This is a genomic window from Paraburkholderia sp. XV, assembly GCF_020177535.1.
Taxonomy (GTDB): Bacteria; Pseudomonadota; Gammaproteobacteria; order Burkholderiales; family Burkholderiaceae; genus Paraburkholderia; species Paraburkholderia caribensis.
Genome location: NZ_JAGUUD010000024.1, coordinates 26,521 through 49,252, shown reverse-complemented (window position 1 = coordinate 49,252; position 22,732 = coordinate 26,521). Strand labels below are relative to the sequence as shown.

Genomic DNA, 22,732 nt, shown 5'->3' with positions numbered 1-22,732 from the left:
AGCTCCGCTACGTTGCCGTTGATCGCGCAATGACAGCCTGTCCCGACGTTATGGAGCGTGACAGACGAACGTTTCAGTTCTTCGCGCGTGCGTTTCGGGTTCGCGATCGACGTCAGGTTCCGGTGATGCGGCGAATGTGGCCACCAGGCCGGCGCAGGCCTGAATGTGAGTGTGCGGGGCGAGCTGCGAGTTTCACTGGCCCGCTCGCGCGAAGCGTGGCGCTCGCCACCACGCGCAAAAATGGCATGTCGCTCGAACATGGTTACGGCAACGCGTCACGGAAACTTTAGAAGCGGGAACAGAGTGTTGTCGCTTGTCGAGCCATTTAACAATTCGAATCCGAAGGCTCGAAAGCAACGCGCCCACGATCTCGACGATCGTGGGCGCGAACGAAGTCCCAACCCGCTTTGAACGAAGAAAAACCGCGTGCTCAGTGGCCCAGCGATTCCAGCTTCGCTCCCGCCACCTGGCTAACCTGCGGCCTCGCCATCTGCTTGATCAGCAGCGCGGCGCACGCAACCAGACCGGCAATCGCGATGGTGGCGAACACGCCGGAAAACGTGAAGTGACGGCGCGTCAGTTCAGCGACGAGGAACGAGCCCGCAATGCCGCCGAAACGCCCCACGCCGAGCATCCACGCGACCCCCGTGCCGCGCCCTTCCGTCGGATAAAACGCAGCCGCGAGCGCGGGCATCGACGATTGCGCGGTGTTCATCAATACACCTGCAATGAACACGATCGCCACGAGTGCGCCGACATTGCCCGCCGCCTGCCCGATGCAGTACACGCTGACGGCCGTCAGCGCATAGCACACGGCAATCACGCGGTTCGCATTGAAGCGATCCATCAGCACGCCCGCCAGCACCGCGCCGACGCCGCCGAGCGGGAACAGCGCCGAGATCAGCGTCGCGCTCTTCGGCGTGAGGCCTGCGTCCTTCAAGAGAATCGGCATCCAGTTGATCGACGCATAGAAGATCACGAGGCCCATGAAATACGTGAGCCACAGCATCACCGAGCCGACAATGTAAGAGCGCGACAGCACCACGCCGAGTCCTTTGCTGCCCGTTTGCGGGGCCGTCTCCGTCATCACGAACGAGCCTGCGTTCAGCGCCTCTGACGAGATGCGCGCGAGCGTCGCGCGAATCCGTTCGACGGGCTGACTGCTCGCCACCATGAAGCGCACCGACTCGGGCATCTTGAGCAGCAGCACCACGCCGAGCAACAACGGCGTCACGCCGCCGAGCATCAGCACGCTGCGCCAGCCGAAATGCGGGATCATCCACGCCGCGAGAAAGCCCCCGAACGCCGCGCCCAGCGGAAAGCCGCAGAACATCAGGTTGATCACCGTCGCGCGCCGGCGGTCCGGGCAGAACTCGCCCATCATGGTCACGGCATTCGGCATCGCGGCGCCGAGGCCGACGCCCGTGATGAAGCGCAGCACGGTCAATTGCCCGATGCTCGACGAGAACGCCGACGCAAGACACGCAACGCCGAACAGGAAGACGGACGTGAGCAGCAGCGAGCGGCGTCCGAGCCGGTCGGACAGCGGACCCGAGCCGAGCGCGCCGCATGCGAGGCCGAACAGCGCGGCGCTCAGCACGGGCGCGAGATCGGGCCGCGACAGGCCCCACTCGGTCAGCAGCGACGGCGCGATAAAGCCGATCGCCGCCGTATCGAAACCGTCCAGCAGGACGATCACGAAGCACATGAAAAACACGAGCCATTGAAAGCCACCGAATGGCTGCTCGTTGATGAACGTCTGGACGTTCACGACGGAAGGGCGGTTCATCGACTGTCTCCTGCTACGCGCGGCGCAATGCTGCGCCTGTGATCCTATATTGCCTCAGAAGCGAGGCGCGATACCCATGCTCATTACGAACACGCTGCGCGGCGTGACGCGATGGCGTCAGGCAACGTTGTTCGTATATCGCACAATCTTTCAGATTGCGAACACTTTAGCGTTTTGCATCGGCGAGCGTCAATGAAGGGTTATCACTGATGGATGGGTGTCGGGACCGCGGAAGCAGCACGCCGGGCGTCTCGCGACAGCGAACGTGATTCGCGCGACATCGACTTGGCATCGAGCATGTCTGTGACGTTTTAGCCTGAAAAACGAGGCAAAAAATGAAACATCAATAGTTTTGGATGCCTTATCAAATGCGTTTTAGCGCTACGAAAACGGACAGCACCCACACCGGCGAACACTTCACAAACGTGGCGGCGAAGAACGCACCGCCAGCCAGACCGTCGAGGTGAAAGGCGGTAGCCGCCTCATTTCGACCTCGATCGACACGTTTTCACCACGCCCACTTACTTACAAACAAAAAACTGTCCTTACTTTTTACTTTCATATATAACGGCAGGGCATGTCGCGAACACGCCTGTCTCGCACATGTCCTCAGCCCACCCGTGCTAGCCGGTGGGCTTTTTTTTGGTGTATCCGCTTAATCGCAGGCTACATACAAATTCCTTTCATCAGTCCATACGCCTCGGTGAAAACCCCCTCACGCTTTCACTTGACTTACTTGATATATCACATATCGTATGGAATCTATCAGCGTCGCATTTTTAGCGCCGATGATCGGAAGAGCCGCTCAGGCCCCCGCAAAACTCAACAGGCAAGTTTCGCAACTATCGTGCACGCGACGTGAGGGGCGCCCAGGCGCTCACTCCCGTCGTCAAAGGAGACAGCGATGAAGACAGAGCATCAGGATGGGCCGTCGTCGTGGTATGCATCCCCATGGGTACAACTCGTATTCGGCGTCATCTGCATGGCGATGATCGCCAACATGCAGTACGGCTGGACACTGTTCGTCAACCCGATCGACGAGAAGTATCACTGGGGCCGCGCGGCCATTCAGGTTGCGTTCACAATCTTCGTCGTGACGGAAACGTGGCTCGTGCCGATTGAAGGCTATCTCGTCGACAAGTACGGTCCAAAGCCTGTCGTAGTTGGCGGCGGGCTGCTGTGCGCCGTCGCCTGGGTGATCAACTCGATGGCGTCGTCGCTGCCGCTGCTGTACCTCGCGGCCGCCATCGGCGGGATCGGCGCGGGCGCGGTCTACGGCACGTGCGTCGGCAATGCACTGAAGTGGTTTCCGACCCGCCGCGGGCTCGCCGCCGGGATCACGGCAGCCGGCTTCGGCGCGGGTTCGGCGGCCACCGTCGTACCGATCGCCAACATGATCAAGAGCAGCGGTTACGAGGCGACCTTCCTGTGGTTCGGCCTCGGCCAGGGCATCGTCGTGTTCCTGCTCGGCATGTTCCTGCTCGCGCCGTCCGCCAGCGTGCTGGCGACTGCGAAGAGCGCGCTGTCCAGTGCCAGGCGCCTCGTGCACAACGCGACGCCGCGCGAGGTGGTGTCCGCGCCCGTGTTCTGGGTGATGTACCTGATGTTCGTGATGATGGCGGCAGGCGGCCTGATGGCGACGGCGCAGCTCGGGCCGATCGCGAAGGACTTCGGCCTGCACGACTCGCCCGTTTCGCTGCTCGGCCTGACGCTGCCCGCGCTGACCTTTGCACTGACGATCGACCGTGTGCTCAACGGCCTGACGCGTCCGTTCTTCGGCTGGATCTCGGATCGCATCGGCCGCGAAAACACGATGTTCATCGCGTTCGCCATCGAGGCTGTCGGCATTCTCGCGCTGTCGAAGTTCGGCCAGAGTCCGGTGGCGTTCGTCGTGCTGACGGGCATCGTGTTCTTCGCGTGGGGCGAAATCTACAGCCTGTTCCCCGCCACTTGCGGCGACACGTTCGGCCCGAAATTCGCGGCCACCAACGCCGGCCTGCTGTACACGGCGAAGGGCACGGCAGCGCTGCTGGTGCCGTTCACGAGCATCGTCACGGCCGCAACGGGCAGCTGGCACGCCGTGTTCATGCTCGCGTCGGGCATGGCCGCCGTCGCCGCATTCCTGGCGCTCTTCGTGCTCAAGCCAATGCGCCGGGCTTATGCGCTCCGGCATTCGGAGGCATCACTGGACACGCCGTACGGTGGGTCGACGCGCATCAGCGACTCGGCGCGTATTTCGGCTGAAGGAGGCTGATCGGCAGCACGTGTTTTGAGGTTGTCAGGATGCCCGTCTGCCAGCGCGCGACGGGCATCCGTCATTCCGCAAGCTCCCGCATGACCGCTCTCGCACGCCATTCCTGGCGCACTCTGTAGCAGCGGGCGTGACAGACTGCGCTCATCGCGCTGCCGCCCGTCCGATTCCGCGCCGCACGTCGCCGCTGCACCAGACTGGCACGAACCGTGCGCGCCAAGCTCTCGCCGATACGCACGCCGCCCAGCAACGCTTCGCCGCCGCAATCCGTCGACTCCGCGGGCGTACGTGTCGCCCTTCCGACACTGGCCGACTGCAGAGGCGAATCCGATGGACCGCGAAGAGCTACTCGAAGACTGGCGCACGCTCGCGCTCGATATCGAGCATCAGGTGGAAAACGCAGTCATCGGGCAGCCCGAGACCATCCGGCTGATCAACGTCGCGCTGTTCGCGCGCGGCCACGTGCTGCTCGAAGGCGGCGTCGGCGTCGGCAAGACGACGATCCTGCGCGCGTTCGCACGGGCGATCGGCGGCGATTTCGAGCGAGTCGAAGGCACGATCGACCTGATGCCGGGCGATCTCGTCTATCACACGTACGTCGATGCCGAGGGCAAGCCGCGCATCGAGCCCGGCCCGCTCATCAAGCACGGCGAACGTCTCGCCACCTTCTTCTTCAACGAGATCAACCGTGCGCGCCCGCAGGTGCAATCGCTGTTGCTGCGCGCAATGGCCGAGCGCTCGGTGTTCGCATTCGATCGCGAATACCGCTTTCCTTATATGACCGTGTTCGCCGACCGCAACAAGGTCGAGAAGGAAGAAACGTTCGAACTCGCGGCGGCGGCGCGCGACCGATTCATGTTCGAACTGAATATGTCGACGCCCGACGACGCAACCGCCCGTCGCGCGCTCGTCTTCGATCCCGACTTCCACGACACGGAAGCGCTGCTCGCGCGCGTCACGACCGACGTGCTGCCGTGGCAACGACTGAATGCGATCGGCGCGAGCATTCAACGGACCATCCACGCGAGCGAAGCCATCGAACGCTACGCGCTCGACATCTGGCGCGCGACCGAAGACCCGTTGCAGTTCGATATCACGCTCGACGACGTGGACATGCAGCGCCTGATTCTCGCCGGCGCGAGCCCGCGCGGCATGAGCGCGCTGCTGCGCGCGGCGCGCGTGGTCGCGTGGCTCGACGGGCGCACCTATCTGATGCCCGAGGACATCCACCGCGTGCTGCTGCCGACGCTCGGGCATCGCGTGTACTTCACCCCCATCTACGAGTTGCGCCGCCAGGAACTCTCCGATGCGCTGATGACGCAGATCGTTTCGAGGATCGCCGCGCCGTGAACACGTTGGCGGAGTTCCAGTACCGGCTCCCCGTGCGGGTGTCGGGCGCGCGTCCCGGCGGGCATCGCGGGTCGAGCGTCGGCATCGGCCAGGAGTTCGCGGCGCACACGCGGCTGTTCGATCATCCCGATCCGCGCCGGATCGATGTGCGCGCAAGCATTCGCAGCATGCAGCGCGAATGGCTCGTGCGCGTGCACCGGCAACGCGTGGCCGTGCCCGTGCACGCCGTCGTCGATGTGTCCGCGTCGATGCGCTTCGGCGCCGCGAGCACGAAGCTGGACGTGGCGGCGGCGTTCGTCGAAGCGCTCGGACATAGCGCGTTTCGCATCGGCGACCCGGTCGGCATGCTGGCATTCGACGACGCAGCGCGCGAGGATCTTTTCGTGCCGCCGCGGCACGCGCGCGGCATGGGTCCGTTGATGGCGGAGTTGCTGCGCGATTGCGCGCCGCGGCAAACGCGCGCGCAGTCGCGCGAGCGCGGCTTGCGCGAAATCGCGACGCGGCTCGCCGGCCGCGCGTGTCTGGTCTTTCTCGTGTCGGATTTTCATTGGCCGCTCGCCGCGCTGCCGGGACTGCTCGATACGCTGACTCACGCGTGGATCGTGCCCGTCGTGCTGTGGGATCGCGCGGAAGTCGAGCCGCCGTCGCACAACGGCTGGATGTCGCTCGTCGATATCGAATCGGGCGAAATGCGCTCGATGTGGATGCGCGATTCCGTCCGCGAGCGCTGGCGCAGCGCGGTCGCGGGACGCCGCGCGCAGATCAACGCGCTGTTCGCGCGACACGGCATCCGCCCATTCTTCAATCAAGGCGCGTTCGAGCCCGAAGCGCTCAGCCGCTACTTTCTCGAGATGACGGCATGACGCGCATCGGCACCTGTGCGACCGCGCTCGCATGCGCGTTGACGACCGCGAGCGCAGGCGTGCATGCGGAACCCGCGACCGTGCAGCAGCCGCGCGCCTTCGGCCACGTGCTCGGCGATATCGTCACGCAACAGGTGCTGCTCGGCCCGGACGATCGCGCCGCCGAATTGCCGGCGCTGCCGTCGACGGGCCGCGTCAACGCGTGGCTCGAACGCCGGCCGCCGTCGATCAGCACGGATGCCGACGGCCGCCGCTGGCTCGTGCTCGACTATCAGGTGATGAACTCGCCGCGCGCGCCCGCCGTGACGTCGACGCCGCCGCTGCAATTGCGGCTCGCGTCGGGCAAGACGCTCGATGTCGCGGCAAGCCCGCTGTCGATCGGTCCGCTTGCGCCGCTGGGTCTCGCCGACGCCGGACGCCTCGCGGGACTTCAGCCCGACCGGCTGGTCGCGCCAGAATCGACGGCGCCGTTGCGGCGCGCGTCGACCGTGTGGATCGCGCTCGCCGTCGCGGTGATGATCGCGTGGCTCGGCTGGTGGCTATGGCGCAATCAGCGCGACGCGCGGCAGCTGCCGTTCGCGAAGGCATGGTCGCGCTTCGGCCGGCAGGACGACGCCGCACTCGACGCGAATCCCGCTGCGTGGCGCGGCCTGCATCGCGCGCTCGACGAAGCGGCGGGACGTGTCGTGCTGGCGGGTTCGGTGCCGGAGCTGACGGCGAAAGCGCCCCATCTGCGTGAGCTTCAGCCGCAACTCGAACAGTTTTTCCAGCGGTCGTCAGACCGGTTCTTCAGCCAGTTGCCGGCAGCGACGCCGTTTTCATTGCGCGAGTTATATCGCGCGCTGTATCGCGCGGAAAAGCGCCATCACCGATGAGCACGCCGCCTGATTTTCTCTATCCCTGGGCGCTCGTTTTGCTGCCGCTCGCCGCTTTGCCGTTGCTGCGCCGAAGCATCGATACGCTGCCGTATTCATGGGTCGCATGGCTGCCGCGGGATCGCGCGGGCCGCGTGATCGCGTTCATCTGGCGCGCCGCCGCGATGGTCGCGCTGGCGGCCGTGATCGTCGGGCTTGCGGGGCCGGGCTGGTCCGGCGAGCAGACGCGCATCACGGGAACGGGCGCGGAGATCCTGATCCTGATGGACGGCAGCGGCAGCATGAACCAGCCGATCAGCAGCGGATCGATGAATGTCGCCGACGCGCCCACAGCAGGCGAAACCAAAAACCAGATGGCGCGCGATGCGATCACCGCGTTCGTCGCGCAACGCGTGAACGACCGCTTCGCGTTCATGCTGTTCGGCACGCATCCGATGCTCGCCGTCCCCTTCACCCGCGACCGCACGGTGATCGACGCCGCGATTGCTGCAACGGGCGTCGGGCGCGGCACGCCCGATACCTTGCTCGACCGCGGCATCCAGTATGCCGTCGAACTGTTCGACGGCCGCGCGCGCACCAGCAGCCGCGCGATCGTGCTGGTCTCGGACGGCGGCGCGCGGCTCGACGACGTGGCGCGCGAGCATATCCGCGCCGGGCTGTCGCGCAACGGCGTGGCGTTTTACTTCGTCTATCTGCGCAGCGGCATCTACAGTCCCGACCTGCACATTCGTCCCGCCGATACCGACCATTCGCCGGAAGCCGAACTGCACCGCTTCTTCCTGTCGCTGCCGACGCCCTATCGTCTCTATCAGGCCGACAGCCCGCAACAGGTTGCGCGCGCGATGAGCGATATCGCGCGCAACGAAAACGCGCCGGTGTCGTTCGTCGAACGGCTGCCGAGGCAGGATCGCAGCACCTGGTGTTACGCAACGGCGCTCGTCTGCTGCGCGCTGCTGACAGGCGTGTGGTTCATGCAAAAGCGGAGCCTGCGATGAAACGGCTGCCTATCCATCTGATGTTCGGTGTGGCGACGCTGTGCTGCGTCGGCGTCGCGGGTTACTACGCGGTGCGTCTTCAGCACGTCGCGCAGGCGAACGCCGCGATCGCCGCGATCGGGACGCAACCGCGCGAGCAATGGAGCAAGTCCGCGGCCGACAGCAACGCGCCCGCCGTGCGGCTCGCGCAAGCCGTCGCGCTCGCGCGCGCCGGGCAGCATGCCGAGGCGGGCAAGCTCTACTACGACCTCGCGCGGCTCGCGCCTTCGAGTGAAACGGGTCGGCTCGCGCTCTACGATCTCGCCAACATGTATCTGCGCGAAGCTGCCGGCGACAACGCGCAAGGCCCCGTCCGCTCACCGCCGATGCTCGAAACCGCGAAGGCGCGCTATCGGGAACTGTTGCGGCTCGAGCCCGGCAACTGGGATGCGCGCTACAACCTCGAGCGCGCGCTGCGCCTCGCGCCCGAAGCGCAGGACACCGCCGAGGACGTCAACGACGTCAAGGAACAGCACAACATCAACGTGCGCGGCGCGGCGCCGGAGGAACTGCCGTGAAGCGCGGCGCGCGGCCCTGGATGCGCTATCTGCGCGGACGCTGGTGGCAGCTGCCGCTGGCGTCGCTGCTGCTGGCGGCAGCCGTGCTGATGCCGCCCTTCGAATTCAGGCGCCCCGTGTTCCGGTATGTCGTCACCTTCGATATCACGCAGAGCATGGACGTCGAGGACGTTGCAATTGGCGGCAAGCCCGTGAGCCGGATCGACTTCGCGAAGGCGGCGATGAGCGACGTGCTGCAGCATCTGCCGTGCGGGTCGGAGATCGGCTGGAGCGTGTTCACGAATCAGCGCTCGCTGCTGCTGGTCGCACCCGTCGAAGTCTGCAGCAGCTACGATGCGCTGCTCTCGTCGCTCGATCAGATCAGCGGAAAGATGCGCTGGGTCAACAGCAGTGTGATCGCGCAAGGCGGCATCTATTCGGCCGTCCGCGCCGCCACCGATCTGGGCCACAACACGGACGTCGTGTTCATCACCGACGGCCAGGAAGCGCCGCCCGTCGCGCCGAACGAAACGACGGTGCGCGACATTCCGCAAGGACTCGTGCATGGCTGGCTGATCGGCGTCGGCGGCGACCAGCCCGCGCCGATTCCGAAGACCAGTGCCGACGGCGTACGCACTGGCTTCTGGCAAGCCGATGAAGTGCGGCAGGTGCGGCCCGAGCCCGGCGCGCCCACCGTTGCGGAGAGCCACGAAGAACTGTCGCAACTGAGAGAAACGTATCTGGAAGCCCTGGCCGGACATCTCGGCTTCGGTTACAGACGGCTCATCGGCCCGACCACGCTGCGCGCGCCGCTGATGGACGCGCGTTACGCGCACCCGGTCCCCGTTGCCACCGATATCCGCTGGGCGCCCGCGCTGCTCGCGCTGGTGTTGCTGGTGTGGCGCTTTCTTCCGGCGCGGCGGATGGTGCGCGCGGAAAGACCCGCAAGCGCGTCAACCGTCACGGCGCGCACGCGCACGCACAGCGCGCCTGTCACTGCAGGCTCTTCGCGGTAAGTGCATCGCGCCGCGCGTCGAATTATTTGGCACGCGCTTAAAGAAACTGCCGGGCACGCAGAGTGCTCCTACGTCATCATTTCGTAAGGACACCCGGCCATGCACTCGACACTTATTTCATCCGTCTCCCGCCGCCTGCTTGCATCGACGGGCGTATTCTGCGCCGCGATGTCGCTGGCCGCAGTCGCCGACGCACAGATCACGGCGCCCGCCGGCTCGGGCTCGCAGGACAACCGCACCGCGCCGATGGGGACGAAGTCCGATCCGCCGCCCGCGCACACGCTCGAATCGAACACGCCGCAAGCCGCCGAAGCGAAGCCTGAGCAACGCAGCAACGCAAAAAACAAGTCGGGACACAAGCCGGAAGGCGCGGGCGGTTTCGACAACGGTCTGTATGGCACAGGCGCGGGCAGCAACAAATAACATGCAAGCCGCGGTCACGATTCTCCGACGCGATCGATGTTCTTTCGAGTCACGTCCTCTTCACTCCCCTGCTTTTCTTCGGACCATTTGAGCAACGAATCGAGCGCGGGACACAATGCCTGTCCCCACTCGGTCATCCGGTACTCGACCTTGGGCGGCACCTGCGGATATTGCCTTCGCTCGACAATGCCGTCCGCCTCCAGTTGTCGCAACTGTTGAGCGAGCATCTTTTGCGAAATGCCGGGAATCAGCTTTTCGAGGTCCGAGAAGCGCTGCACCTGGCCGCCAAACAGATGAAAAAGAATCACGAGTTTCCAGCGTCCTTCGAGCAAACGAAAAACGGCTTCGACGTCGGCGGCGGCCGTTGCGGCCGTATAAACCTTCCTCATAGGTAAGTCACTTACTTTTCCGTGCGTTCTTGTGGAACAGGTTGGGGATAGCGAGAATGAATGTATCGCAATTCACGACTTCATATCGGATATGGCATTGAACGCATTGAACCTCGCAGGCATGCGAACGCTCGTCACGGCAGGCACGAAAGGGATCGGCAAAGCGGTTGTCGAGCGCTTCGTCGAACTGGGCGCAACGGTGTTGACGACTGCGCGCACGCACACGCCGGATCTCGACGCACAACACTTCGTGACCGCGGATCTGAGCACCGCAGAGGGTTGCGCAAGCGTCGCGCGGGCGGTTCAGGAAAGGCTTGGCGGGCTCGACGCGATCGTGCACGTGCTCGGCGGTTCATCCGCGCCCGCCGGGGGCTTTGCCGCGCTCGGCGACGACGAATGGCAACGGGAACTCGACCTTAATCTCTTTCCCGCCGTGCGGCTCGATCGCGCGCTGCTGCCGTCCATGATTGCGCAGGGAAAAGGCGTCGTCATTCATGTGACGTCGATACAGAACCGTCTGCCATTGCCCGAATCGACGACAGCCTATGCGGCCGCGAAGGCTGCGTTATCGGCGTATAGCAAAGCGCTGTCGAAGGAAGTGACGCCCAGGGGTATCCGCGTCGTACGTGTGTCGCCTGGCTGGGTCGAAACGGAAGCCGCCGTCGCATTGGCGGAACGTCTCGCCGCGCAAGCGGGCACCGACTACGAAGGCGGCAAGTCGATCATCATGAAGTCGCTGGGCGGCATTCCGCTCGGTCGTCCGGCAAAGCCCGCCGAAGTCGCGAATCTGATCGCGTTCCTGGCTTCGCCGCTCGCATCGGCGATCAGTGGAACGGAGTATGTGATCGATGGGGGAACGGTGCCGACGGTGTAGGCGCGGCTCTTGTTCCCGCAGCCGGGGCGAGCCGTCTTGAGACACCGTGCCGCTAGCGTACCCAACCACGTTCGATCAACGGCACGTCCCATCCTGGCTCGGAGCCAAGCCAATCCGCCAGAAATTCGACGAGCGCCTTCACCTTGAGCGCCTGGCGTTGCGTGGCTGGGTACACGGCCGCGAAGTTCAAAGGCGACAGCGCATAGTCGGCCAGAACGGGCACCAGCGAGCCGTCGAGTAGCGGCGCGCTCGCCACCAGCGTAGGCAAACACACGACACCGCCGCCCGTCAGCGCATAGTCGCGCAGCAGATGCACGGAGTTCGAGCGGATCATGCCGGGCAGTTCCATTTCGAAGACCTCGTCGCCGCGCGTCATCGTCCAGTGGTTGCGCGATGGATAGCCTGAATAGAGCGCCGTCGTGTGCTCGAGCAACTCGCGAGGGTGCTGCGGCGCGCCATGCGCTTCGACGTACGACGGCGCCGCGCAAAAGAGCCGCCTCACGGTAAAGAGCCGCCGCTCGATCAACGACTCCGAGATAGCGGGGAAGACCTGAAACGCGACATCGAAGCCTTCTTCGATGGGATCGACTACCCGGTCGTTCACGATGATGTCGAGCTGGATGGCGGGATAGCGCCGGTTGAATTCCCCTAACACTGCGCCGAAATGACCCAACGCGAAACCAGGCAGCATCTGGATCCGCAGCCGCCCGGTAGGCGTGGCGCGCAATTCGCGCATCTGGTCGGTCAGGTCGTTGACGCGTCCCACCACCTCCGCGCATTCACGGTAGAAGGCCTCGCCGACTTCGGACAGGCGCACGTGCCGCGTGCTGCGGTGGAACAACGGGGCGTTGACGAAGCGCTCCAGTTGCTGGATGCGGTTCGTCACGACCGAACTGGTCACGCCGAGTTGTCGGGATGCCTCCGCGAAGCTGCTCGTTTCCGCAACCCGCACGAAAGCCTCGATACTCAGAAAACGATCCATGCCGCTTCCCTGTCATCGTGTACAGCACGTCAGTTTATACGCGCTGACGCCGGTGACAGTGGCATGCAAGAACGTTGGCCCGGGCACGCCGTGCGCACGGACCTCGGTATCGGCGGCTTTATTCGAATTGCTCAGCCGCAGGAAACTCCGCCGTCGATGCATTGCTGCGGCGCACTTTGGCAGGCGCCGTCTCCTTGAGCAGCAAGCTCACGCCGATGCCAAGCAGCACTGCGCAGATCGGCAGCCAGAGGATATTCTGAATGCCAAAGCGATTCGCAACGAAGCCAGCAAGCGCAGGCGCGACGCCGCCGCCGAAGATCTCGCCCGCGCCAACCACGATCCCGATTGCCGTCGAGACCATGCCGACGGGCGCCGCCTCCGTCGCGACCGGGCCGGAGAGCAGCGAAACGAGACCAAGCGTGAAAAACGCCGCCACGAACAGCACCGCGAACAGGGCGACGGGCTGCGCGCCGAGCCCGCGAAACACGTACAGCATCACGGCCGTCCCCGCGAAACCGACGACGCTCGCAAAGCGCCGCCCCGTCAGATCAGAAAGCCCCGGCAAGCCGAATTGGCCGACGAATCCACCGAAGCCGATCGCCGAGACCACGATGCCCATGCGCTGCGTGTCGAGCCCCAGGTATTCGGTGAGATAGAGAGGCAGCATCGCCCCCAGCACGAATACACCCGTCATCGCACAGAACAGCGCGACCATGGCGACGCGGATGTTCCCGCTTTTCAGCACGTCGCGCCAGTTGCCGCGCCTCGCTTGCGCCACGGCCGGCGCGGACGGATCGGACAGCGTCGATACACGCGTGGTCCTGGGCTCGCGAATCACGCGGAACATCAGCAAGCCGAGGATCAGCCCGGGAATGGAGACCAACGCGAACACCCAGCGCCACGACATCACGTTCAGTAATTGCGTGGCAATGATCGGCGAAAGCGCCAGTCCGAACAGCGCGAATCCGCTTTGCTGGAGCCCGAGATTGAAGCCACGGCGTTTAGGATGCGAGGCGTCGGCGGTCGCGGCGAAACTGGTCGGGCAGAACGAACCCTCGGCGACACCCATCAGGGCCCGCACGGCCATCAGACTCGCGAGTCCGCCCGCAACTCCCGACAATCCCGACAATAACGAGAACGCGATGATCGCGGGAATCAGGACCTTGCGGCGTCCGAACCTGTCGGAAATGCCGCCCATCAACGCCGCGAAGATACCCCATGAAAGACCGAGGATGCCGATACAGTTGCCGACGTCCTGGGCCGTCAGATGCAGGTCCTTCATGATGGACGGAAAGAGCGGCGCGATCAGCCACCGGTCGAGGCCCACCAGCCCGAAGCCGAGCGCGAGCAGCGTCACTGCTTTCCATTCGTAGGACACGTCCCACTGGTTCGATCTCATCCTTGTCTCCTGTATCAGATTCGACGGCGACCGCACGCAGTGCAAGCAGCCCGCGGCGTACACAGCGCCGACGTGGGAAGAATGATCCAGGTGCCACGGGGAAAGAATGCGACGACGACCGAATACGTCATTCGCGAATTGCAAACAATGTCCGCGACACGCCCCGCGAGGCGCGCCTGACAAGGATTTGGGCTGAAAGCGAAGGTGCCGGCACCGGGTGTTTGGCACGCCCCAGGGCTACTCCCGGTAGACGCGCGCGATCTGGCGGCGGCCCGATGTCAGTGAGAGAACCGGCTGCGTAGCGACGCGCGGCGGACGACTTCCCCGGGGCTGCGCCGGTGAGTCGGTGACCCCGGGTCAGACGCTCGCCGCCTGCCCGATCCTGTGATTCGTGTCTTTCAACCTAGCGCTGCCAAGAGCGCCTCCAGAAACCTCAAATACGCGGTTGCCCCCGGATCGGCGTGACCGATGCTGCGCTCCTGCACCCACGCCGCACGCCCCTTCTGCGACTGCAGCGCGGCCGTCGTTTCTACCTGCCGCCGCGCGGTCGCAATCATCTCCGCCAGAATCTCACGCGCGCTCCCGCTCGACGCCTCGAGCACATCGAGGCTCGGCACCAGCGCATCGAGCACGGTCTTGTCGCCGACCTTGCTCTTGCCGCGTTCGACGATGCGCGCCGCTATCGCGCGCCCGATCGTGAGCATGTCGTCCTTGCCGACCTCATGCTTATCCACCATCGTCTTTGCCGCCGCCAACAGGCCGCCGCCCGTCAACGCCGCGAACGTCGACGGATTAGCCGTCGAAAAGGCCTGGCCGGCGGCCCGCAACATGTCGCTCATCGCTGGGTCATCGGGTAAAGCGGCGAGCGCTTTCACGACGGCGGCCGATCCCGCCTTCACCGTGATGCCGAGATCGCCGTCGCCAAGCGCCGCATCGAGGTTGCGCAATTCGTCGGTGTGCGCCGGCAGCGCATCCAGCGCACGCATCAACAGCGCACGGACTTCATTGGAGGACAGGCTCATGATGTGCGCTCCATCAAACCAGCAGCCAGTCGCGATAGAGCGGCGAACGCGCGGGCGCAGCGAGCAGCGTTTCGAGTTCGTCGTCGAGCAGCATCACGGTGATCGACGCCCCCGCCATTTCGAGGCTCGTCACATATTCGCCGACATACGAGCGTGCAATCGATAACCCGTGATCCCCAATCACTTTCGCCGCACGCCTGAACAGCAGATACAGTTCTTCGAGCGGCGTCGCGCCGAGCCCGTTGATCAGCACGGCCAGCCGCGATCCCTTCGGCGCCTGCAGATCGCCAAGAATCTGACCCATCAGACGATCCGCAATGGCATCGGCGGATTCCAGCTTGCCGCGATGCGTGCCGGGTTCCCCATGAATCCCGATGCCGATCTCCATCTCGCCATCGGGCAGCGTGAAGGTGGGTTTGCCCGCAGCGGGCAGAATGGTCGGCGACAGGCCGACGCCCATCGTGCGGCACTGAGCGTTCGCCTTCGCGCAAATGCGCGCGACTTCGTCGAGCGAATCGCCGCGTTCCGCCGCAGCGCCCGTGCACTTGAAAACGAACGCCATGCCGGCCACACCGCGCCGCTCGCTCGCGCGCTCCGCTGGCGCCGACGCGACATCGTCGGTAAGCAACACAGTTTTGATGTCGATGCCTTCGGGTTCCGCGAGATCGGCGGCGAGATCGAAGTTGAAGACGTCGCCGCCGTAGTTGCCATACACGTACAGCACGCCCGCTCCGCCGTTCACGGCTTTCGTGGCTTCGAAAATCTGCTCTGCCGACGGCGACGAGAACACATTGCCTACCGCGACGCCGCTGCACAGCCCTTCGCCGACATAGCCAAGAAATCCCGGCATATGCCCCGAGCCGCCGCCCGTGACGATGCCGACATGCCCTGCTTTCGGCGCATCGGCACGCACGAGCGCGCGACGGTCGGCTGTCGCGGCCTTGATCCAGCCTGGGTGCGCGATCAACAGCGCATCAATCACTTCGTCGACGAAATCATCTGGCTGGTTGATGATCTTTTTCACGCGGTTCTCCTTGTGATGATCAGTTCTTGCGCCGTTGGCTGAGCGCATCGAGCATGACGGCGGCGAAGATGACGCCGCCCTGAATGAACTGGGTCCAGAATGGATTGACGCCGAGCAGCGACAGACCGACGTTGATGACGCCGATCAGCACCACGCCGATAAACGTGCCGACGATCGAACCGCGCCCGCCCGCCAGCGATGTCCCGCCGATCACGACGCCCGCGATCACCTGCAATTCGAGCCCGTTGGCGGCCGAAGGCAACGCGGAATTGAGGCGTCCCGCGAGCACGATCCCGGCAATCGCCGCTGTCACGCCGGCGAGCGTATAGGTCAGAAAGATCACCCGACGCACGGGAATGCCCGCCAGCCGCGCGGCTTCCTGATTGCCGCCGACCGCGAACACCTGATGTCCGAACGTCGTCTTGCGCAGCAACACGTGGCCGATGACGAACACGATCAGCATCACGATCATCGGTGCGGGCAATCCGGCGAACGTCTTCGCGCCGAACAGCGTGAAGGCGTTCGGAAAATCGAACTTGGTGCGGCCATCTGAAATGGCGAGCGTGAGGCCACGGCCCATCGCCATCATCGCGAGTGTCACGATGAACGGCACGAGTCGCAGCCATGTCACCGACAAGCCGTTGAGCGCACCGACGAGCGCGCCGACCGCGAGCGCTATCGCGAGACCGGCAATGCCGACTCCGACGGCGTCGGGTGTCGAGCCCGCCATGAAGGTCGCGGCGACCATCCCGCTCAACGCGACCAGCGAGCCGACCGACAGATCGATGCCCGACGTGATGATCACAAACGTGCCGCCCACCGCCGCGATGCCGACCACCGAGGTCTGCACGAGGATGTTGGTCAGCGTGCTGGTGGTCAGAAACTCGGGCGATGCGATCGACAGCACGACGCAGATGACGATCAACGCGGCCAGCAACGGACCGACACCGCTGCGCAATTGCCGGATCACGCGACTCGAAAGCGCTTCCGGGTCAGTCTGTTTCGCGGCCGTCGAAGTCATGCTCGTGCTCCTGTTGTCGCCCATTGAATCACCGTCTCCGAATCGGCTTCGTCGCGGGGCAGTTCCGCAACGATCCTGCCGCGATACATCACCAGCACACGGTCGGACATGCCGAGCAGTTCCGGCAGTTCCGAACTGACCATCACCACGGCCGCACCCGCGCGCGCCATCGCCACCATATGCGCGTAGATTTCCGTCTTCGCGCCGACATCGATGCCGCGTGTCGGTTCATCGAGCATGATCACGACCGGCTGCGTGGCCGTCGCGCGCCCGAGAATCACCTTCTGCTGATTGCCGCCCGACAGATTGCCCGTAATCTGCACGACGCTCGACGCCCGCACGCCGAAGCGCGCGCTCGCCTTCTGCGCGAGCGCCCGCTTTCGCGCGTTGCGCACGAAGCCGCCCGTCGCGATTGCCTTGAGACTCGACAGCACGATGTTTTCTTCGATACTCGCTTCGAGCACGAGTCCTTCCAGCTTGCGATCTTCTGCGGTGTACACGAGACCCTGGCGCACGCCATCGGCGGGCGAGCGGACCACCGTCCTGTTGCCGCGAATGAAAATGTCGCCTTCGGTCACCTTCTGCGCACCGAAAATCGCCTTCAACAACTCCGTGCGGCCCGCGCCCGCAATACCCGCAATCCCGACGATCTCGCCCGCGCGCACCTTGAAACTCGCGTGCCGCACGATAGGCGGACTCGCGAGATCGCGCACTTCGAGCACGACCGGGCCGTAATCGCGCGGTTCCCACGGGTAGAAGGAATCGAGATTGCGCGCGACCATCGCCTGCACCAGGTCCTGTTCGGTCCACGCCGACATCGGGCGCTCGCTGACCGTCGCGCCGTCGCGCATCACGACGGCCGAATCGGCCAGCTCGAACACTTCTTCCAGATGGTGCGATATGAAAATGATGCCCATGCCCGTTGCGCGCAAACGCCTCACCACGGCATACAGATGCGAGATGTCGTCGCGCTGCAAAGCGGCCGTCGGTTCGTCCATCACCAGAATGCGCGCGTCGCGTGCAACGGCTTTCGCGACCTCGATCAGCTGACGCTTGTTGAGCGGCAGATCGCCGAGCCGCATGGAAGGCGACACGCCGTCGAGGCCCACTTGCGCAAGCGCCTGTCGCGCATTCTGATCGGCCTCGCGCCGCTGGACGAAGCCGTTGCGTGCCGGCATGCGGCCAAGAAACAGGTTTTCCGCCACCGTCATGTCGTTGACGAGCGACAGTTCCTGATAGATCACCGCGACGCCCGCATCGATGGCCGCGTGCGTACCGCGTGCGAGCGGCACGCCGTTGATCTTGATCGTGCCTTCGTCCGGTTCGTAAGCGCCCGATAGCGTCTTGATCAGCGACGACTTGCCCGCGCCGTTTTCGCCGACGATGGCCAGCACCCGGCCCGCCTCGAGCGTCAAACTGACGCCGCGCAACGCTTTCACACCCGGAAAGCTCTTGACGATGCCCGCCATGCGCAGCAACGGCGGCACATGGCTGTCGGCACCCGCTTGCGGGTGTGACTGCACGTTGTCTTGTGGCTGCGAACTCGTCCCGGCATTCATGTGCTGATTCCGCATTCGATGACGGGCCCGCGCCTGGCACACGGTGCCCGTCGAAGTGACATGGCTACGTTACTGGCTCACCTGCAGCGACCACAGACCGTATTTCTTCGTTTCGTCCGAATCGATATTCGACTTGTCGATCAGGAACGTCGGCCATGCATAGGTGGCGGGCACGGCCTTGCCCGCCGCGTTGTCGGCGATGAAATTGAGCGACTTCGCCGCCATTTCGATCGGGTTCTGCGAGATCGTCGCGTCCTGCTTGCCTGCGCGGATCGCCGACAAGGCCTGCGCCGTGCCATCCGCGCCGATCACGAGGATGTGCGCCTTGTCATCGAGCGGCTTGTAGCGGCCCGCGTTGTCGATCGCTTTTTCCGCGCCCACGGTGTTGTCGTCGTTGGCCCCGAACACCGCGTCGATCTGCGGGAATTTTTGCAAGATGTTGGTCATCGCGTTTAGCGACTTCTCCTGATCGAAAGCGCCTTCCTGACGCGCGACGACCTTGATGTCCGGGTACTTGGCGATCTCGTCGCTGAAGCCTTTTTCACGATCGGTGGCGGCCGTCGTGCCGACCAGGCCGATCAGGTCGACGACATTGCCTTTCGCCGAGCCATAGCGTTTGGTCAATTGATCGGCAATCCATTTCGCGCCTGTTGCGCCGAGCGCGACGTTATCCGACGCGACGAACGACGTGACCTTGCCGCCGTCCGATCCGCGATCGAGCGTGAAGACCGGGATGTTCATCTGATTCGCTTTCTGCACCACGGGGATGATCGCCTTCGAATCAATCGGATTCAGAACGAGTGCGGTGATGCCTTGACTCAGCAGATTGTTGGCGTCGTTGACCTGTTGCTGCGCATCGCCGTTCGCATTGGTCTGTACCAGTTCGAACGACTCGGCTTTCGAGCCCTTTTCGACACCGAGTTTCAAGCCAACGAAGAACGCGTTGTTCAGCGTCGCAATGGAGAAGCCGATCTTGGTCTTGCCTGCCGGGGCCGACGCCGGCGCAGCGCTCGCGACTGCGGCGCCGCTCGCGCTGGCATCGCTGGCCGCGGTTCCCGTCGACGGCGACTCGCTCTTCGAGCAACCGCTCAATGCAGCCGCGACGCACAACAGTCCAGCACCCGCCGGCGCGGCGAGTGAACTCCATCCGTTAAACCGTGCTGAATTCCAGGCCATGAGCGTCTCCGTTATTCAAATAGTCAGTTATCAGATACCGGGAGTCGATGTACGCGGATGCGCACCGACGGGTCAGACTCGACACACTGCACACTACGGGCGTTTGCGTCGCACGCCATATTGACTAAACCTGTCCACCACCTCGGCCATCTGCTCGTCCGACAGCACAGGCGGCACGCCGAGCGTCGCAGCGAGCAGATACTGCTGTGCCAGTACTTCGACTTCATTCGCGAGCCACAAGGCCCGCGCGAGATCGGGTCCAAGCGCAATCACGCCATGATGCGCAAGCAGACATGCCGAGCGGTCTCGCAGCGCGGCCACCGCGTGATCCGATAGCGCCTGGCTGCCGAAGGTCGCATAAGGCGCACAACGAATCGAATTGCCGCCCGCAGCGGCGACCATGTAGTGATGCGCGGGAATATCGCGGCCGTGAATCGACATCGCCGTGGCCGCGTTCGAATGGGTGTGGACGACTGCGCCGATTTCGGGCCGTGCGTGGAGAATGTCTCGATGAAAGCGCCATTCCGTCGACGGCCGTTTTTCGTCGAACACGGGCGCAGTCGCTTCGATATCGAGCGGCAACCAGACGATCGTGTCCGTATCCAGTTGCGCCGCCGGCACGCCGCTCGGCGTAATCAGAAAGCCGTCGCGCCAGCGCGTGCTCACGTTGCCCGACGTGCCCTGATTGATGCCCAACCGCACCATCTCCTGCATCGTGTTCACGATGTCGGCACGCAGTGCGTCTTCCGTCGCTGACGGGTCGTTCACGCTCACGATGCCGTACTCGCAGCAGGCGCCTCGGCCTGAAACAACGCGGCAAGGTTCGCTTCGAACGGTTTGGCGACGATGCCTCGTTCCGTGATGTAACCCGTCACGAGATCGTGCGGTGTGACGTCGAATGCGGGATTCAACACCTTGATGCCAGCAGGCGCGATCTGCTGACCTCCGAGGTGCGTCACCTCGTCGCCGTGCCGCTCTTCGATGACGATCGTGCTGCCATCAGGTGTCTGCAGATCGAGCGTGGACGACGGGCACGCAACATAAAACGGCACGCCGAAGTGACGCGCAGCAATGGCAAGACTCAACGTGCCGATCTTGTTCGCAAAGTCGCCATTCGCTGCCACCCGGTCCGCGCCGACGATCACAACGTCCACCTTGCGCCGCGCCATCAGCGACGCCGCTGTGCCGTCGGTGATCAACGTGACGTCGACATTGGCCTGACGCAGTTCATACGCCGTCAAGCGCGCGCCTTGCAGCAGCGGCCGCGTTTCATCCGCGTACACGCGAAACGCGAGGCCTTCCCGATGCGCCAGATAGATCGGCGCGGTCGCGGTGCCAACTCCCGTCGTCGCCAACGCGCCGGCGTTGCAATGCGTCAGGACACCGCAGCCCGCCGTGATGAGCGGCATGCCGTGCAAGCCGATTTGTTCGCACAACAACTGGTCTTCGCGATGAATCTGCATCGCCTCCTCAACCAGCGCGCGATACAGCGATACGGAATCGCTTGCGCCCGAACGGTCGGCGGCGCGCAACATGCGCTTGAGGCTCCAGTTGAGATTCACCGCCGTTGGCCGCGCGCTGTCGAGATACGCCGCCTGCTCGATCAATGCGGCACGAAACCCATCCAGCGGAAGCTCACGCGAGACCTGCATCGACACACACAGACCATAGGCCGCCGCGACCCCGATCGCCGGTGCGCCGCGTACCCGAAGTTCGTGAATGGCCCTCCACACTTCGAAAGATGTCGTTAGCGCTTCGATCACGGTTTCGCGCGGCAAGCGTGTCTGATCGATGATTCGCAGACTGTCGTCTTCCCACGTGAGCGTAGCCGGCAGACTTTCGAAAATTGGCAAAACCATAGTCACTCCACGGCAATTTGATGTGTGCCCGACTGCGTCCCGTTCATTGCAACCGATGCTCACGGTCCTGCACATCGCGCGCCAATTCCACGACCTCCCCGATCGACCCAAACGCATGACGCTCGATCAGCAGACGCTCGGCAAACTGCACGCATTTCACTTCGACGGCCGCACGAATCGCATCGTCTGAAATGCTGGTGATATCGGCAACCTTGGCCATGCCGACAATCCGGCGAATCATCTTGCATCCCGCAAAGCCCAGCGAGTTCGCCAGCAGGCGCTGCATGAAGCGCGCGCGGTAGGCTTCCGCGCAGTGTCCGCCCGGATCGTCTCCGATGAAGTGACTTTTCCGACGCCTCTCATGCTCGCGCCACAACAGCGTGAATTTATTCGCGAACTCCGTCCAGATGCCCGTGATCTGACCGAGCAGCCACTCGCGATAGTCGTCGGATCGCTGCGCTGTGCGACGGTCATGCCAGTCGCGCGAGAAATAGGCGAGCAACAGATTCGCCAGCACTGCGCCGACGTCGAATCCCATGGGTCCGTAGAACGCGAACTCGGGATCGATAACGTAGGTTTCGTCCTCGTTCACCATGATCGAGCCCGTATGCAGGTCGCCATGCACCAGGGTCTCCGTATCGTTCATGAACGACCATTTCATCTCGGCCACGGCCACGCGCAGCGCGGGCGTCCTCCAGGTGCGCTCGATCATCTGTTTCGGGAACGCGTTGCTGTAGACGTTGGATGGATGATCTTCGAACGGGAAGGTGAACACGAGGTCTTCGGTAATCTTGCAAAGCTCGGTGTTGATCGCCGCGCCCACCGCCTGCTTTTTGACTTCGGGTGCAAGAAAGAGGTCAGAGCCGTAGAACAGCGTATGCGCAAGATAGGTCGACAGATGGTCGGTGAGCTTCGGATAAACATGGCCCTCCATCAGCTTCTGCCGCAGGATCGCGTGCGACGACAGCCGCTGCATCACCATCAGATACAACTCGGTATCGGCGTGATACACGCGTGGTACGTGTTGCGGACACAGTTCGCCAAAGCGGCGCAGTGCCGCCACTTCGCGGATCATCCGGTGCCGCGTCAACGGCCATGTCTTGCCCACGAGCCGCAGAAACGGCGGGGCCTGTTTGACGACGACACTTTTTTCCGGTGTCCGCGCGTTGCTGACGAAGTAGACGTAGTTGAGATTACCGTCACCCACTTCCGCGATGTCGAGTTCGCCCGGTTGATTGAGCAACGCATACACGGATGGCACGCCTCGCAGATAAGCGGCCAGTTCCGAAGAACTCAGTGCTTCGAATTCCATCAACGTCTCCTCCGCGA

General features: G+C 63.9%; 21 protein-coding genes. 9 read left to right on the top strand and 12 right to left on the bottom strand.

Going from position 1 to position 22,732, the window contains the following annotated elements; all coding sequences use genetic code 11:
• Positions 1-430: 430 nt before the first annotated feature.
• Positions 431-1,789, bottom strand: coding sequence for an MFS transporter (locus KFO72_RS14860; protein ID WP_225032450.1), 1,359 nt, complete (start codon positions 1,787-1,789; stop codon positions 431-433).
• A gap of 904 nt (positions 1,790-2,693) precedes the next feature.
• Here KFO72_RS14860 and oxlT point away from each other — a divergent pair.
• The 8 genes from oxlT to KFO72_RS14820 all read left to right on the top strand — a co-directional run bounded on the left by oxlT (position 2,694) and on the right by KFO72_RS14820 (position 10,098).
• Complete coding sequence (oxlT, locus tag KFO72_RS14855; protein WP_062917064.1) at positions 2,694-4,043, top strand: oxalate/formate MFS antiporter; 1,350 nt, start codon at positions 2,694-2,696, stop codon at positions 4,041-4,043.
• A gap of 327 nt (positions 4,044-4,370) precedes the next feature.
• Positions 4,371-5,390, top strand: coding sequence for an AAA family ATPase (locus KFO72_RS14850; protein ID WP_062917065.1), 1,020 nt, complete (start codon positions 4,371-4,373; stop codon positions 5,388-5,390).
• On the top strand, positions 5,387-6,253 hold the full coding sequence (locus tag KFO72_RS14845) for a DUF58 domain-containing protein (protein ID WP_225032449.1): 867 nt from the start codon (positions 5,387-5,389) through the stop codon (positions 6,251-6,253). Before KFO72_RS14850 ends, KFO72_RS14845 begins: the two co-directional genes overlap by 4 nt.
• Complete coding sequence (locus tag KFO72_RS14840; protein ID WP_225032448.1) at positions 6,250-7,128, top strand: hypothetical protein; 879 nt, start codon at positions 6,250-6,252, stop codon at positions 7,126-7,128. Before KFO72_RS14845 ends, KFO72_RS14840 begins: the two co-directional genes overlap by 4 nt.
• The gene (locus tag KFO72_RS14835) at positions 7,125-8,123 is read left to right on the top strand and encodes a vWA domain-containing protein (RefSeq protein ID WP_054933692.1); all 999 of its coding nucleotides are present in this window, start codon (positions 7,125-7,127) and stop codon (positions 8,121-8,123) included. Before KFO72_RS14840 ends, KFO72_RS14835 begins: the two co-directional genes overlap by 4 nt.
• Positions 8,120-8,680: an MxaK protein gene (locus KFO72_RS14830; protein ID WP_224100874.1), complete on the top strand. Its 561-nt coding sequence runs from the start codon at positions 8,120-8,122 to the stop codon at positions 8,678-8,680. The genes KFO72_RS14835 and KFO72_RS14830 overlap by 4 nt, the downstream gene beginning before the upstream one ends.
• Complete coding sequence (locus KFO72_RS14825) at positions 8,677-9,675, top strand: MxaL protein (RefSeq protein WP_225032447.1); 999 nt, start codon at positions 8,677-8,679, stop codon at positions 9,673-9,675. The genes KFO72_RS14830 and KFO72_RS14825 overlap by 4 nt, the downstream gene beginning before the upstream one ends.
• Positions 9,676-9,774: 99 nt before the next feature.
• Positions 9,775-10,098, top strand: a complete 324-nt coding sequence (locus KFO72_RS14820; protein ID WP_054933689.1) for a hypothetical protein — start codon at positions 9,775-9,777, stop codon at positions 10,096-10,098.
• A 14-nt stretch (positions 10,099-10,112) separates the two neighbouring features.
• Here the strand turns inward: KFO72_RS14820 and KFO72_RS14815 are convergent, their stop codons facing one another.
• Complete coding sequence (locus KFO72_RS14815; protein ID WP_054933688.1) at positions 10,113-10,487, bottom strand: winged helix-turn-helix transcriptional regulator; 375 nt, start codon at positions 10,485-10,487, stop codon at positions 10,113-10,115.
• Between the two features lie 91 nt (positions 10,488-10,578).
• Here KFO72_RS14815 and KFO72_RS14810 point away from each other — a divergent pair, with 91 nt between their 5' ends.
• On the top strand, positions 10,579-11,361 hold the full coding sequence (locus tag KFO72_RS14810) for an SDR family oxidoreductase (RefSeq protein WP_225032446.1): 783 nt from the start codon (positions 10,579-10,581) through the stop codon (positions 11,359-11,361).
• Between the two features lie 52 nt (positions 11,362-11,413).
• On the opposite strand, the gene KFO72_RS14805 is transcribed toward KFO72_RS14810, so the two are convergent.
• The 10 genes from KFO72_RS14805 to mtnK all read right to left on the bottom strand — a co-directional run bounded on the left by KFO72_RS14805 (position 11,414) and on the right by mtnK (position 22,715).
• On the bottom strand, positions 11,414-12,343 hold the full coding sequence (locus tag KFO72_RS14805; protein ID WP_054933686.1) for a LysR family transcriptional regulator: 930 nt from the start codon (positions 12,341-12,343) through the stop codon (positions 11,414-11,416).
• 118 nt (positions 12,344-12,461) lie between these two features.
• Positions 12,462-13,742 (bottom strand): MFS transporter, encoded by a 1,281-nt coding sequence (locus tag KFO72_RS14800; RefSeq protein ID WP_225032445.1) that lies wholly within the window; start codon positions 13,740-13,742, stop codon positions 12,462-12,464.
• Positions 13,743-14,140: 398 nt separating this feature from the next.
• Positions 14,141-14,764, bottom strand: a complete 624-nt coding sequence (locus KFO72_RS14795) for a DAK2 domain-containing protein (RefSeq protein ID WP_225032444.1) — start codon at positions 14,762-14,764, stop codon at positions 14,141-14,143.
• Between the two features lie 13 nt (positions 14,765-14,777).
• Positions 14,778-15,788, bottom strand: coding sequence for a dihydroxyacetone kinase subunit DhaK (locus KFO72_RS14790; RefSeq protein ID WP_082670471.1), 1,011 nt, complete (start codon positions 15,786-15,788; stop codon positions 14,778-14,780).
• 19 nt (positions 15,789-15,807) lie between these two features.
• On the bottom strand, positions 15,808-16,809 hold the full coding sequence (locus KFO72_RS14785; protein WP_035997269.1) for an ABC transporter permease: 1,002 nt from the start codon (positions 16,807-16,809) through the stop codon (positions 15,808-15,810).
• On the bottom strand, positions 16,806-18,368 hold the full coding sequence (locus KFO72_RS14780; RefSeq protein ID WP_225032443.1) for a sugar ABC transporter ATP-binding protein: 1,563 nt from the start codon (positions 18,366-18,368) through the stop codon (positions 16,806-16,808). The genes KFO72_RS14785 and KFO72_RS14780 overlap by 4 nt, the downstream gene beginning before the upstream one ends.
• A gap of 69 nt (positions 18,369-18,437) precedes the next feature.
• The gene (locus KFO72_RS14775) at positions 18,438-19,544 is read right to left on the bottom strand and encodes a sugar ABC transporter substrate-binding protein (RefSeq protein ID WP_054933681.1); all 1,107 of its coding nucleotides are present in this window, start codon (positions 19,542-19,544) and stop codon (positions 18,438-18,440) included.
• 93 nt (positions 19,545-19,637) lie between these two features.
• A complete protein-coding gene (locus KFO72_RS14770) occupies positions 19,638-20,318 on the bottom strand; it encodes a class II aldolase/adducin family protein (RefSeq protein WP_318248452.1) in 681 nt (226 codons plus the stop codon).
• Positions 20,315-21,403, bottom strand: coding sequence for an S-methyl-5-thioribose-1-phosphate isomerase (mtnA, locus tag KFO72_RS14765; protein WP_225032442.1), 1,089 nt, complete (start codon positions 21,401-21,403; stop codon positions 20,315-20,317). Before mtnA ends, KFO72_RS14770 begins: the two co-directional genes overlap by 4 nt.
• A gap of 43 nt (positions 21,404-21,446) precedes the next feature.
• A complete protein-coding gene (mtnK, locus tag KFO72_RS14760; protein ID WP_060605392.1) occupies positions 21,447-22,715 on the bottom strand; it encodes an S-methyl-5-thioribose kinase in 1,269 nt (422 codons plus the stop codon).
• Between the last annotated feature and the right edge of the window lie 17 nt (positions 22,716-22,732).

Coding starts and splice junctions, on each gene's coding strand:
- KFO72_RS14860 (WP_225032450.1), bottom strand. CDS start 1,789: ATGAACCGCCCTTCCGTCGTGAACGTCCAGACGTTCATCAACGAGCAG.
- oxlT (WP_062917064.1), top strand. CDS start 2,694: ATGAAGACAGAGCATCAGGATGGGCCGTCGTCGTGGTATGCATCCCCA.
- KFO72_RS14850 (WP_062917065.1), top strand. CDS start 4,371: ATGGACCGCGAAGAGCTACTCGAAGACTGGCGCACGCTCGCGCTCGAT.
- KFO72_RS14840 (WP_225032448.1), top strand. CDS start 6,250: ATGACGCGCATCGGCACCTGTGCGACCGCGCTCGCATGCGCGTTGACG.
- KFO72_RS14835 (WP_054933692.1), top strand. CDS start 7,125: ATGAGCACGCCGCCTGATTTTCTCTATCCCTGGGCGCTCGTTTTGCTG.
- KFO72_RS14830 (WP_224100874.1), top strand. CDS start 8,120: ATGAAACGGCTGCCTATCCATCTGATGTTCGGTGTGGCGACGCTGTGC.
- KFO72_RS14820 (WP_054933689.1), top strand. CDS start 9,775: ATGCACTCGACACTTATTTCATCCGTCTCCCGCCGCCTGCTTGCATCG.
- KFO72_RS14815 (WP_054933688.1), bottom strand. CDS start 10,487: ATGAGGAAGGTTTATACGGCCGCAACGGCCGCCGCCGACGTCGAAGCC.
- KFO72_RS14810 (WP_225032446.1), top strand. CDS start 10,579: ATGGCATTGAACGCATTGAACCTCGCAGGCATGCGAACGCTCGTCACG.
- KFO72_RS14805 (WP_054933686.1), bottom strand. CDS start 12,343: ATGGATCGTTTTCTGAGTATCGAGGCTTTCGTGCGGGTTGCGGAAACG.
- KFO72_RS14800 (WP_225032445.1), bottom strand. CDS start 13,742: ATGAGATCGAACCAGTGGGACGTGTCCTACGAATGGAAAGCAGTGACG.
- KFO72_RS14795 (WP_225032444.1), bottom strand. CDS start 14,764: ATGAGCCTGTCCTCCAATGAAGTCCGTGCGCTGTTGATGCGTGCGCTG.
- KFO72_RS14785 (WP_035997269.1), bottom strand. CDS start 16,809: ATGACTTCGACGGCCGCGAAACAGACTGACCCGGAAGCGCTTTCGAGT.
- KFO72_RS14780 (WP_225032443.1), bottom strand. CDS start 18,368: ATGAATGCCGGGACGAGTTCGCAGCCACAAGACAACGTGCAGTCACAC.
- KFO72_RS14775 (WP_054933681.1), bottom strand. CDS start 19,544: ATGGCCTGGAATTCAGCACGGTTTAACGGATGGAGTTCACTCGCCGCG.
- mtnA (WP_225032442.1), bottom strand. CDS start 21,403: ATGGTTTTGCCAATTTTCGAAAGTCTGCCGGCTACGCTCACGTGGGAA.
- mtnK (WP_060605392.1), bottom strand. CDS start 22,715: ATGGAATTCGAAGCACTGAGTTCTTCGGAACTGGCCGCTTATCTGCGA.